This window comes from Rossellomorea oryzaecorticis (assembly GCF_038405515.1).
In the GTDB taxonomy this organism is placed as follows: domain Bacteria; phylum Bacillota; class Bacilli; order Bacillales; family Bacillaceae_B; genus Rossellomorea; species Rossellomorea oryzaecorticis_A.
Window position 1 is genome coordinate 26,286 of the sequence record NZ_JBBYAF010000042.1, and the last position, 11,889, is coordinate 38,174.

At 42.9% G+C, this 11,889-nt stretch carries 12 protein-coding genes; all 12 read left to right on the forward strand.

The window, feature by feature from the left end; all coding sequences use genetic code 11:
- The 12 genes from AAEO50_RS17535 (at position 1) to AAEO50_RS17590 (ending at position 11,665) form a co-directional block, all read left to right on the forward strand.
- Positions 1–558 carry a SpoIIIAH-like family protein gene (locus AAEO50_RS17535; protein WP_341985611.1) on the forward strand — a complete coding sequence of 186 codons (558 nt, stop codon included), beginning with the start codon at positions 1–3 and terminating at the stop codon, positions 556–558.
- 598 nt (positions 559–1,156) lie between these two features.
- Positions 1,157–1,663 carry an acetyl-CoA carboxylase biotin carboxyl carrier protein gene (accB, locus tag AAEO50_RS17540; RefSeq protein WP_341985612.1) on the forward strand — a complete coding sequence of 169 codons (507 nt, stop codon included), beginning with the start codon at positions 1,157–1,159 and terminating at the stop codon, positions 1,661–1,663.
- 15 nt (positions 1,664–1,678) lie between these two features.
- Entirely contained in the window at positions 1,679–3,031 is a 1,353-nt protein-coding gene (gene accC, locus AAEO50_RS17545; RefSeq protein WP_341985613.1) for an acetyl-CoA carboxylase biotin carboxylase subunit, read from the forward strand.
- Positions 3,032–3,054: 23 nt separating this feature from the next.
- On the forward strand, positions 3,055–3,465 hold the full coding sequence (locus AAEO50_RS17550) for an Asp23/Gls24 family envelope stress response protein (protein ID WP_341985614.1): 411 nt from the start codon (positions 3,055–3,057) through the stop codon (positions 3,463–3,465).
- Between the two features lie 138 nt (positions 3,466–3,603).
- Positions 3,604–3,987 (forward strand): transcription antitermination factor NusB, encoded by a 384-nt coding sequence (nusB, locus tag AAEO50_RS17555; protein WP_341985615.1) that lies wholly within the window; start codon positions 3,604–3,606, stop codon positions 3,985–3,987.
- Positions 3,988–4,008: 21 nt separating this feature from the next.
- Complete coding sequence (gene folD, locus AAEO50_RS17560; RefSeq protein ID WP_341985616.1) at positions 4,009–4,878, forward strand: bifunctional methylenetetrahydrofolate dehydrogenase/methenyltetrahydrofolate cyclohydrolase FolD; 870 nt, start codon at positions 4,009–4,011, stop codon at positions 4,876–4,878.
- Positions 4,879–5,104: 226 nt separating this feature from the next.
- A complete protein-coding gene (gene xseA / locus AAEO50_RS17565) occupies positions 5,105–6,472 on the forward strand; it encodes an exodeoxyribonuclease VII large subunit (protein WP_341985617.1) in 1,368 nt (455 codons plus the stop codon).
- Complete coding sequence (gene xseB, locus AAEO50_RS17570) at positions 6,459–6,692, forward strand: exodeoxyribonuclease VII small subunit (RefSeq protein ID WP_341985618.1); 234 nt, start codon at positions 6,459–6,461, stop codon at positions 6,690–6,692. Before xseA ends, xseB begins: the two co-directional genes overlap by 14 nt.
- A gap of 3 nt (positions 6,693–6,695) precedes the next feature.
- Positions 6,696–7,586 (forward strand): polyprenyl synthetase family protein, encoded by an 891-nt coding sequence (locus tag AAEO50_RS17575; protein ID WP_341985619.1) that lies wholly within the window; start codon positions 6,696–6,698, stop codon positions 7,584–7,586.
- A gap of 703 nt (positions 7,587–8,289) precedes the next feature.
- Entirely contained in the window at positions 8,290–8,910 is a 621-nt protein-coding gene (locus AAEO50_RS17580) for a hypothetical protein (RefSeq protein WP_341985620.1), read from the forward strand.
- A 21-nt stretch (positions 8,911–8,931) separates the two neighbouring features.
- Positions 8,932–10,824: a 1-deoxy-D-xylulose-5-phosphate synthase gene (gene dxs, locus AAEO50_RS17585; RefSeq protein WP_341985621.1), complete on the forward strand. Its 1,893-nt coding sequence runs from the start codon at positions 8,932–8,934 to the stop codon at positions 10,822–10,824.
- Positions 10,825–10,831: 7 nt separating this feature from the next.
- Positions 10,832–11,665 (forward strand): TlyA family RNA methyltransferase, encoded by an 834-nt coding sequence (locus AAEO50_RS17590; RefSeq protein WP_341985622.1) that lies wholly within the window; start codon positions 10,832–10,834, stop codon positions 11,663–11,665.
- The last annotated feature ends 224 nt before the right edge of the window (positions 11,666–11,889 follow it).

Here is an 11,889-nt window from a genome sequence, read left to right on the forward strand (position 1 = left end):
ATGTTATTAAAAAAACAAACAGTTTGGCTATTAACGATGTTAAGTCTTGTGATCGTGCTATCGGTTTATTACATTACTTCGCCTACTCAGCAAGTAACAGATCTTGCAGCGGAGCAAAATGAAGGCGGTAAACAAGCGTCAGACGGTGAAAATAAAGAAACAATGACAAATGGTGATGTGGAAGTCGTTACAGATTCAGCCGGTAACGAGATGTTCGAAGCGATGAGGATGGAAGTGGAAGATCAGCGGGCTCAACTTCGCGAAGAACTTGAAGCGAAAGTAGGAGATCCAGAGTTATCAGCTGACGAGAAGAGTGCAGCTTATGAGCAAATGGAAAACCTTCGTGAAATGGCAATGACAGAATCAGTACTCGAAACAACGATCAAGACGATCGGTTACGATGATGCGCTGGTCAGAGCGAATGGAGACAGCATCCGCATCACAGTCAAGACGGATAAAGAACATACAACTGCAAATGCCAACGAAATCATACGCCTGGTCATGAGCGAAGTCGGCAATGTCAAGCCTGTAGCCGTGGAATTTCAACCGACAAACTAATGAATGAAGAGGCTGGGACATAAGTGTTTTAGTCTAAGTAAAACCCGAACTGATTTGCCTTCTAGGAAGCAATTCAGTTCGGGTTTTTTAGTTTTGTTTAAATGGACCATTAGATATTAGCTCTATCCAGCGGTTGAGTGGAGTGCAAGACGAAGACTCCTGCGGGAAGAGTAGCTAATGTGAGACCCCGCAGGCTTGCCGAGGAGGCTCACGGGCTACCCGCGGAAAGCGAAGTCTTGCACGGAAATCATTAGCGGGATTAAAAGTCTATACTAAAATTGTTCGTCTTTATGCGATGGCTTTTTAGTTTTGTCCCAGCCTCTTTGGGGTATAGAAATGACCCTGCACAAAGCGAAGTCTTGCACGGAAATCAACAGCGGTATTAAACAGAATTATTCAATGAAGGTGACAATCAGACATCCTTAGAGGTAATGCATCTTTTATTATTTTATTTTTTTGAAAAAAAGAGATAGAATAGAAAGGAGCATGTATGCGCTTTAGAGATTAGCTCGAAACACATATTGAATTTATACGAGGTATTATCGTATGATATTAGTAGCTAGTCATAATTAGTTAAACTATAAGAGGGGTGTCCAAAGTGTTAAAAATTCAAGAGATTCGTGAAATTATAAAGCTCGTCGATAATTCCAGTGTGGACGAGTTTTCATATGAGTATGAAGGATCAAAAATCGAACTTAAAAAGAATAAAGGAACTGCTGCCCCTGCACCGCAAATGGTCCAAGCTGCAGAAGAAGTTAAACAGCCGGCTCAACAAGCGGTACAGCAAGCACCTGCACAAACAGAAGCTGCGCCTGTGCAAGCTGAAGAGTCTAAACCAGCTGAAACAACTGCAGATGATGCAAACTTACATAAAATCACATCTCCGATGGTAGGAACATTCTATAAATCTTCTTCACCTGATGCAGATGCATATGTAAAAGCCGGTTCAAAAGTAGATGAGAGCACAGTTGTTTGTATAGTGGAAGCGATGAAGCTGTTCAACGAAATTGAAGCTGAAGTTAAAGGTGAAATTGTGGAGATTCTAGTGAAAGACGGTCAATTAGTTGAATATGGACAGCCGTTATTCTTAGTCAAACCTGAATAAGGAGCGATAAACTTTATGATAAAAAAGGTATTGATTGCCAATAGAGGAGAAATAGCGGTTCGAATCATACGTGCTTGCCGCGAATTGAACGTAGAAAGCGTAGCTGTTTATTCAGAGGCGGATAAAGAAGCTTTGCATGTCCAGCTTGCTGATGAAGCCTATTGTATCGGGCCGACAGCATCAAAGGACAGTTACTTAAACTTTACCAATATTATATCAGTAGCCAAATTGACGGATTGTGACGGAATTCATCCTGGCTACGGCTTCCTTGCGGAGAATTCTGACTTCGCAGAACTTTGCCGTGAGTGCAATATCACATTCATCGGACCTTCGCCTGAAGCCATTTCAAAAATGGGGACGAAGGACGTCGCACGTGAAACCATGCGTGAAGCAGGGGTTCCGATCGTACCTGGTTCAAAAGGGATCGTTAAAGACGCGGAAGATGCAGTCAAACTTGCGAATTCAATGGGCTATCCTGTCATCATCAAGGCAACTGCAGGCGGAGGCGGTAAAGGGATCCGTGTTGCGAAAACGCAGGAAGAGCTTGTTAAGGGAGTCAATATCACACAGCAGGAAGCAATGACAGCATTCGGTAATCCCGGCGTATACATCGAAAAGTTCATTGAAGACTTCAGACACGTGGAAATCCAGGTCCTGGCTGACAATTTCGGTAATGTGATTCACCTGGGAGAGCGTGATTGCACAATTCAGCGCCGTCTCCAAAAGCTTATCGAAGAAACCCCGTCTCCTGCACTGAACGAAGAAATTCGTACCCAGATGGGGGAAGCTGCAGTAAAAGCAGCCAAAGCGGTTGATTATACAGGTGCAGGCACGGTAGAATTTATATATGACTACAACAATCAATCATTCTATTTTATGGAGATGAATACCCGGATCCAGGTAGAGCATCCTGTTACTGAACAGGTAACAGGGGTAGACTTGATAAAAGAGCAGATCAAAGTGGCTTCAGGTGAAAAACTGTCTCTGACTCAGGACGAAGTAACTTTCACAGGATGGGCGATGGAGTGCCGGATCAATGCAGAAAACCCGGAAAAGAATTTCATGCCTTCAGCAGGAAGAATAGAAATGTATCTTCCACCTGGCGGGCTTGGAGTAAGAATCGATTCTGCTGCATATCCTGGTTATATGATCCCTCCTTACTATGATAGTATGATTGCGAAGGTCATCACTTATGGAGCGACGCGTGAAGAAGCGATCTCACGTATGAAACGCGCTCTAAGTGAATTTGTTGTAGAAGGGGTGCATACGACCATCCCGTTCCATTTGAAAGTATTAGAACATGAAACCTTTGTAGGTGGAGAATTTAATACGAAGTTCTTAGAAAAATATGATGTTATGAAATCCTAGTGTGAATTCAGGAGGTGCCTGACATGGCGGAAAATCAAAACCTTTTACAAATGTCTCACGGTAAAGACGGCCTTGGGAAAATAGAAATCGCACCTGAAGTAATCGAAGTGATTGCTAGTATTGCTGCTTCAGAAGTAGAAGGCGTATCACAAATGCGCGGAAGTTTCGCGACAGGTGTAGTCGAGCGTCTTGGTAAGAAGAACCACGGTAAAGGTGTAAAGGTTGAGCTCGCAGAAGAAGGAATCATTATCGATGTATACTGCATCATGAAATTCGGAGTCTCAATCCCTACTGTTGCACAAAAAATCCAAGATAATATCCGTCAAGCCCTATTGAACATGACGGCATTGGAAGCAGACGAAGTCAACGTTCATATCGTCGGTGTCCAATTTGAAAACCAGACACTCGAAGCTGAAATTGATGAAGAGATGTAGGTTTGATTAGCAGGGGAGAACGGCCTTTTTATGGGTCGTTCTTTTTTGTTGCGAGAAAAACGTGCGTACAGGCATGGATTTGTGCTATTATCAAAGGTATGAAAAATTGACAACGAGTAAAAGGAGTAATTAGAAGATATGAAGAGAAGAGTGGCTCGCGAAAAAGCTCTACAAGCTTTGTTTCAAATAGATATGAGTGGGATCGATCCGGAAGAAGCTTTGACAAACGTGATGGACGGGGAAGAAGTGGATTCATTTTTGAAAGATCTTGTGCTTGGTTTCGTAAAACATCAAGAGAAGATAGACTCTGTAATCAGGGAAAATCTTGAAAAATGGTCGTTTGACCGTCTAGCTAAAGTTGATCGGAATATTTTAAGAATAGGTGCATTTGAATTGTTGTTTGGTGATGATGCTCCAGAAAAAGTAGTGATAAATGAAGCGGTTGAAATTGCGAAGACTTTTGGTGATGATCAATCAAGTAAGTTTGTAAATGGCGTGCTCTCAAAGGTAAGCCAATCATAACAATGATAGGAGGCTGGTGGAATGTCAGCGGATATTATTGATGGCAAGCTCATTGCACATTATTATCGTGAACAGTTGAAAGAAGATATTTCGTCTTTAAAAGAGAATAGTGTGACCCCGGGATTGGCAGTAATTCTGGTAGGCGATAACCATGCCTCACACACATATGTGAAAATGAAGAGAAAAGCCTGCAGTAAATTAGGGATTCACTCTGAACTTTATCAATTTGATGAAACGTTAACTCAACAGGACTTAGTTGCAAAAATTGAAGAATTAAATTGTGCGGATCATATACACGGCATCCTGGTTCAGCTGCCGCTTCCTCAGCACATTAACCCAATCACTATCATCGAAACGATATCTCCTTCGAAAGATGTTGATGGATTTCACCCCGTCTCGATCGGGAAGATGGTTACGAACCAGGACACTTTCTATTCCTGTACCCCTTTTGGCATCATTAAAATGCTTGAGTATGAGAACATTCCCATAGAAGGAAAGCACGTGGTGATCCTCGGGAGAAGCAATATCGTCGGGAAACCTGCCGGCCATCTATTCCTTAATAGGAATGCCACGGTCACGTATTGCCATTCCAAAACAACCAACCTCTCCGATTACACCAAACAAGCGGATATTCTCGTTTCGGCTGTCGGGAAATCCAAATTTATTCGTACTGAAGATATTAAACAAGGTGCAGTTGTCATCGATGTGGGGATGAACCGTGATGAAGAAGGCCGATTATGCGGTGATGTTGATTTTAATGAGGTAAAAGAAGTTGCAGGCAAGATCACACCGGTACCGGGAGGGGTAGGTCCCATGACGATCACCATGCTTTTATATAATACAGTTAAATCTGCACAAATGTCACTGATCGCCAAAAATGATGAAGAATAGTACACTATATATAACAACTCAGAAGGGACGGCCTATCAGCTTGTCCCTTTACGTGTGCCTGCATGGTAAAATAAAGCTGTTGATCAATGTGCAGCGCCCAACAAAATTAAACGGGAACGTACACATTTTGTTTCGGACTGAAGCTTAAGAAGGATACAATTTGTTTGATCCAATATACAAAAGTCATAAATATATGAAATTGCACGGTCAAAGGAGTCAGGTGAGCATGGAACAGGATCAGTCGCGTTATTTAACGGTACAAGCTCTGACAAAATACATAAAACGAAAATTCGATAGGGACCCGCATTTGTCGAACATTTTTGTAAGGGGGGAAATTTCGAATTTCAAGCAGCATTCCAGCGGTCACATGTATTTCACATTGAAAGATGAACGGGCAAGAATACTCTCGGTCATGTTTTCAAGTAATAATCAAACCCTTAAGTTTCGCCCCGAGAGCGGGATGAATGTATTGATTCGCGGGGATATCTCCGTATATGAAGCAGGCGGCCAGTATCAGATCTATGTCAAAGAAATGCAGCCGGATGGTATCGGAGAGCTTTATCTTGCGTATGAACAATTAAAGGAAAAGCTGGAGAAGGCGGGTTACTTCGATCAAAGCAGAAAAAAGATGATCCCTAAGTTCCCGGCGAGAATTGCAGTTGTGACATCCCCAACAGGAGCTGCAATACGGGATATCCTTACCACGATCAAAAGAAGATACCCGATTGGGGAAGTCCTTATCTTTCCTGCGCTTGTACAAGGGGACCGTGCTGCGGACTCCATCGCTGATGCCATCAAAAAAGCGAATGAATACGAAGGGATTGATGTGCTGATTGCAGGGCGGGGCGGAGGCTCCATAGAAGAACTATGGGCTTTTAATGAGGAAGTAGTGGCAAAAGCCATCGTTGAGTCGAATATCCCGCTCATATCAGCTGTCGGACATGAAACAGACTTTACGATCGCCGATTTTGTTGCAGACTTGCGGGCGCCGACCCCAACTGCAGCAGGGGAAATGGCTGTCCCTCATATCGATGATTTGCTGGAACGGATCATGAACCGTAAGGTAAGGATGATCAAGTCGTTCAAAACAAAGATTCAAAGCGAACGAAATCGGTTGAACAGTTTATCAAAATCATATGCGTTAAGAAATCCCCATACTCTGTACCAACAAAAAGTTGAACATGTTGACAGACTGACCGACCAGCTGCAAAAGAATATTTCACTGCATGTCAGGCAGCAAAAGGATACACTTACCGGACTGCATTCCAGATTACAGCGTGTACATCCTTCACAGATCCTGAAAATTCAAGAAGAACGAGTGAAATTTTTACAGGAGCAAGTGGAAAAACAGTTTAAAGCCGTACTGAAAGAAAAGGGGCATCGATTTCAATCGGTCATTTCCACCTTGCATGCCCTCAGCCCATTGAAAATCATGGACAGGGGTTACAGCCTAGTCTATGGGTCGCAAGGGGAATTGATCAAGTCTTCCCGGCAGGTAGCAAAAGGTGATAAACTCGATATAAATGTAAAAGACGGAACAATACAATGTGAAGTAGATTCGATAAAGGAGCGGGATGAAAATGGCAAAAGCTAAAGAAGAACTGTCATTTGAAGAAGCAATGGAGAAATTGGAAGATATCGTAGAGAAACTGGAAGAAGGGGAAGTGCCTTTAGAAAAGGCATTGCAATTTTATCAAAAAGGAATGGAACTTTCGAAGTATTGTCATGATACCCTTAATAAAGCAGAAAATCAGTTAACTAAAATGATCACGGATGAAGGAGAAAAAACCTTCGATATCAAAGAGGAGGAGTAGTGGGTGAGCCTTCATGTTGATCTAGAAACCTTCCAGCAAAAATATAAACAAAAAGTAGAAGATATGATGATTGGCTTTGTAACGGAGAAAGATATGCCTTCACCAATAAAAGAATCCATGGTTTACTCTTTGGAGGCGGGTGGAAAAAGGATACGGCCGATTCTTTTGCTGGCTGTCATTCATGGCTACGGCAAGGACCCTCAGCTTGGTATGAAAACAGCGGCTGCTCTTGAAATGGTCCATACATATTCACTGATCCATGACGATCTTCCATCGATGGATGATGATGATTTAAGAAGAGGGAAGCCGACGAATCATAAGGTATTCGGGGAAGCGATGGCAATCCTCGCAGGCGACGGTCTGTTAACTCATAGTTTTCAGCTGATTGCAGAAGATACACTTATTTCAAGTGATCAAAAAATTAAGTTAGTGAACCTCTTAGCCCGGTGTGCAGGTCCTGAGGGTATGGTAGGAGGACAGGTTGCTGATATTGAAGGGGAAAATAAAAGGCTGACTGTTGAAGAACTGGAATCAATCCATATTCATAAAACAGGGAAGTTACTGATTTTCAGTGCCCTGGCAGGGGCCATTATTTCCGGGGCTTCTGAAGGTGAGCTAAACAAACTTGAAGAATTTGCTCATCATATAGGTCTGGCTTTTCAAATTCAGGATGACATCCTTGATATTGAAGGAACCGAAGAATTGATAGGCAAACGGACCGGGAGTGATGAAACCAACCAAAAAAGTACGTATCCAGGACTACTGACCATGGAAGGTGCCAAGGATAAACTCCGGTTCCATTTGGATGAAGCATTGGCTTCTCTGTCGGGGATAGGCATGGAAACGTCTATGCTTGAGGAAATTGCCCATCTCATAGTCAACCGCAACCATTGATGTTCTTTATTATTTGAGGAAATCATAAAATATGATATAATATGATTATAAACATTTGGGTGGTGCAGTATTCTAGTCAACCCACCAATCCTGAAGGTGGGCCTAAAAATCCACTAAAGGGCACATCGATGAAGTTCCTGGACTTGGCTTGAGGCGCCCAGCTTTGGGTCATATCTGGGAGTAAGGCTTGAGGGCGATCCACAATGGCATGTGGGCGTTGACCCGCAAGCCGCGGAGGCTCTGTATCTTACGCTGGCATAAAGCATGTGCAATAAGTGCAGAGTATGAACCTGCGATTGTGATATTGATCACTAGCAGCGTAGCCTGCCTTGAGTGAAGAGAGAGGGGATTATGGTTACAAAGTACACATCAGTTGGCCATTGATATGTGCTTTTTCGTCCATATGAAATCCTTTTTGCAAAAGAGGCTAAGGATTGTGTTAAGGGTTGTTGAGGAAAACTCCTAGACTGTTCATTGGACATATATCGGGGATTATAGTGCGGACTAAGTGGTAATCCAGTCTAGCTTGTGGTGACGCGGCTAAGTCGGGTTTAAAGGGAAACCGCCGGTATGGCAACATCCGGTACTTGATTGGGAAAACCTACTGGACCTAAGCTGCAATTTTTACCCTATATATGACCATCCAATTACATAGAATTCGAACGAATATTTTACACAGTAGAAACGGTGTGTGTAGACGATAATGAATGATACATTGAAAAACTCAATAAAATGGAGTGTCAGTATTGCCGTTATCACATTTGTGTTAGCGGCTATTTTTTCAGTTACATCCAATATGGTATTAAACGGTGTGGCCTGGGGTACGGGGTTATTCGTAGTGCTCATCATCGTATGCATCGGGATCTTCTTTGACATGTTGGGGATTGCTTCCACTGCTGCTGATGAAACCCCTTTTCATGCAATGGCAGCCAAGAAAGTATACGGTGCGAAGTATTCGATCAAGATCGTAAGGAATGCGGATCGATTTGCAAGTTTCTGTAATGATGTAATCGGGGATATCTCAGGAATCATAAGCGGTACAGCCTCCGCCATCGTCATCATTCAATTAGCGGTTTCCTTCCAGCTGGAAGGCGGATCGATCAAGGAATATATAGTCAGTGTTACATTGACAAGTATCATCGCCTCGCTGACCGTTGGCGGCAAAGCACTTGGGAAAACGTTTGCGATTACGTATTCAAAGGATATAATATTTAGAGTTGGCACCGTCCTTCAATTTATAGAAGATCGGTTCCATATTGTTCTGATTAAAGATAAAAAAGACCAAAAAAAGAAAAAGCGCAAAACCGAGAAACAAAATATATAGTCAGGAAAGTGAGTGGACCCAATGGATTTACTATCAATAAAGGAGCCTTCTTTTTTGAAGAACATGAGTAAAGAGCAATTAGAAGAGCTCAGTCAAGAGATACGCCAGTTTTTAATTGAGAATTTATCGAAAACTGGAGGTCATATTGGTCCAAATTTGGGTGTCGTGGAATTAACGGTTTCCCTTCATAAACATTTTGACAGTCCTGTGGATAAAATCATCTGGGATGTTGGACATCAATCCTATGTACATAAAATACTTACTGGACGTGCATGCCAGTTTGATACATTACGCCAGTATAAAGGGTTATGCGGTTTCCCGAAAAGAAACGAAAGCGAACATGATGTGTGGGAGACAGGTCATAGTTCCACTTCTCTTTCTGCCGCAATGGGAATGGCCATTGCACGTGATGTAAAGGGTGAAAAGTCATTTATCATCCCGGTAATCGGAGACGGTGCATTGACAGGTGGAATGGCTTTGGAAGCATTGAACCATATCGGACATGAAAAGAAAGACATGATTGTTGTCCTGAATGATAACGAAATGTCTATTGCACCGAATGTAGGTGCACTGCATAGTGTGCTGGGAAGATTGCGCACTGCAGGTAAATACAACTGGGTGAAAGATGAACTCGAATACATCCTAAAACGAATACCTGCAGTCGGCGGGAAACTCGCAAGTACTGCAGAACGAGTGAAGGACAGCCTTAAATATCTGTTTGTATCCGGTATGTTCTTCGAAGAACTTGGATTCACTTATCTTGGTCCGATTGACGGTCATGACTTTGAGGAGCTGGATGAAAATATCCAGTATGCCAAGAAGACGAAAGGACCTGTACTGCTCCACGTAATCACGAAAAAAGGGAAGGGATTCCATCCTGCCGAGTCTGACAAAAAAGGGGACTGGCATGGTACCGGACCTTATAAAATCGATACCGGTGATATTATCAAGCCGGTCAAAGCACCTCCTTCCTGGAGTGGTCTAGTGAGTGAAACGGTGAGAAAGATTGCGAGGGAAGATGAACGTGTAGTCGCGATCACACCGGCAATGCCTGTAGGGTCAAAACTTTTAGGATTTGCTGAAGAGTTTCCTGAACGAATGTTTGATGTAGGAATCGCAGAGCAGCATGCAACAACGGTGGCTGCAGGTCTTGCGACTCAGAATATGAAGCCGTTTCTTGCCATTTATTCTACTTTCCTCCAAAGAGCATATGATCAGGTCGTTCACGATATATGCCGTCAAAATCTGAATGTCTTCATCGGGATCGACCGTGCAGGTTTGGTCGGGGCTGACGGAGAGACCCACCAAGGGGTTTTCGATATCGCCTTTTTAAGACATCTGCCGAATATGGTCATCATGATGCCGAAAGATGAAAATGAAGGTCAACACTTAGTCAATACAGCGATGAACTACGATGAGGGTCCGATTGCATTAAGATATCCAAGAGGAAACGGATATGGTGTTCCGATGGATGCCGATTTAAAAAACATTCCGATCGGGACATGGGAGGTATTGAAAGAAGGGAAAGACGTCGCAGTCCTTACCTTCGGCACTACGATCCCGATGGCTCTCGAAGCAGCCAACGAGCTTGAAGAACAGGGAGTTTCAGTGCGCGTGGTGAATGCAAGATTCATTAAACCGATGGATGAAAAAATGCTGAAATCAATCTTTGATGAAGAAATCCCGGTGCTGACTGTTGAAGAGGCTGTCCTGCAGGGCGGGTTCGGCAGCGCTGTGCTTGAATATACACAGGAAAACGGCTTCAGGAATGCGGTTATTGACAGAATCGGAATTCCAGATTATTTCATCGAGCATGGAAGCGTTAAGGAATTATTAAACGAGATTGGTATGACGAAAGAAAATATCATGGATCGCATCCTGACGATCACTCCAAAAAAACAAAAAAGGGCTTAATTAATTTATGAAGGCAAAAAAACAGCGATTAGACGTACTCTTAGTGGAAAGAGGACTTATTGAAACAAGAGAAAAAGCAAAAAGAGCGATTATGGCCGGGCTTGTATATTCTAATGAAGAGAGGCTGGATAAGCCTGGTGAGAAAGTAAGCGAAGATGCCCACCTTACTATAAAAGGCAAAATCATGCCTTATGTAAGCAGGGGCGGCTTAAAGCTTGAGAAGGCACTAAAAGTGTTTGATATCGAGGTTAAGGACAAAGTTATGATCGATATCGGGTCTTCAACTGGCGGGTTTACAGACTGCGCTCTTCAAAATGGTGCGAAAATGTCTTATGCCATTGACGTCGGATATAATCAATTAGCCTGGAAATTAAGACAGGATGAACGGGTTATCGTTATGGAAAGAACCAATTTCAGGTATGTGACCCCGGCTGATCTGCCAGGTGAAATGCCGGCATTTTCATCCATTGATGTTTCTTTTATATCCCTTTCATTGATCTTGCCGGTACTTAAGACTTTATTGGTGCCTGGAGGAGACTGTATAGCATTGATTAAGCCTCAATTCGAAGCTGGTAAAGATCAGGTGGGGAAAAAAGGCATTGTCCGTGATCCTAAAGTTCATCATGCAGTTATTGAAAAAATCATGGGCTTAGCGGTGAGAGAAGGGTATGACATACATGGATTGTCTTATTCACCGATCACCGGTGGAGACGGTAACATCGAATTTTTGATCCATATCCGTTGGACTGGAGATGAAAGTGAAGGTAAATCACTTCTTAACGTTACTCCTCAACAGGTCATCGATGAAGCGCATAGTCAGTTTAAAGCAAATAATCAATAAAAAGAGGCTGGGACAAAAGTGTTTTAGTCCAAGTGAAACCCGAACTAATTTGAATTTAAGAATTCAAGTAAGTTCGGGTTTTATTAGTATTATTAACTTTTTATTTATTTTTAGTTTGTTCCAGCGTTTGATTGGAGTGCAAGACGAAGACTCCTGCGGGAAGAGTAGCTTATGTGAGACCCCGCAGGAGCGAACGCGACGAGGAGGCTCACGGGCTACCCGCG

Bases quoted from the DNA above. Each gene is read 5' to 3' on its own strand.
- AAEO50_RS17550 (WP_341985614.1), top strand. From the start codon at position 3,055: ATGGCGGAAAATCAAAACCTTTTACAAATGTCTCACGGTAAAGACGGC.
- accC (WP_341985613.1), top strand. From the start codon at position 1,679: ATGATAAAAAAGGTATTGATTGCCAATAGAGGAGAAATAGCGGTTCGA.
- folD (WP_341985616.1), top strand. From the start codon at position 4,009: ATGTCAGCGGATATTATTGATGGCAAGCTCATTGCACATTATTATCGT.
- AAEO50_RS17580 (WP_341985620.1), top strand. From the start codon at position 8,290: ATGAATGATACATTGAAAAACTCAATAAAATGGAGTGTCAGTATTGCC.
- xseB (WP_341985618.1), top strand. From the start codon at position 6,459: ATGGCAAAAGCTAAAGAAGAACTGTCATTTGAAGAAGCAATGGAGAAA.
- xseA (WP_341985617.1), top strand. From the start codon at position 5,105: ATGGAACAGGATCAGTCGCGTTATTTAACGGTACAAGCTCTGACAAAA.
- AAEO50_RS17535 (WP_341985611.1), top strand. From the start codon at position 1: ATGTTATTAAAAAAACAAACAGTTTGGCTATTAACGATGTTAAGTCTT.
- nusB (WP_341985615.1), top strand. From the start codon at position 3,604: ATGAAGAGAAGAGTGGCTCGCGAAAAAGCTCTACAAGCTTTGTTTCAA.
- dxs (WP_341985621.1), top strand. From the start codon at position 8,932: ATGGATTTACTATCAATAAAGGAGCCTTCTTTTTTGAAGAACATGAGT.
- AAEO50_RS17590 (WP_341985622.1), top strand. From the start codon at position 10,832: ATGAAGGCAAAAAAACAGCGATTAGACGTACTCTTAGTGGAAAGAGGA.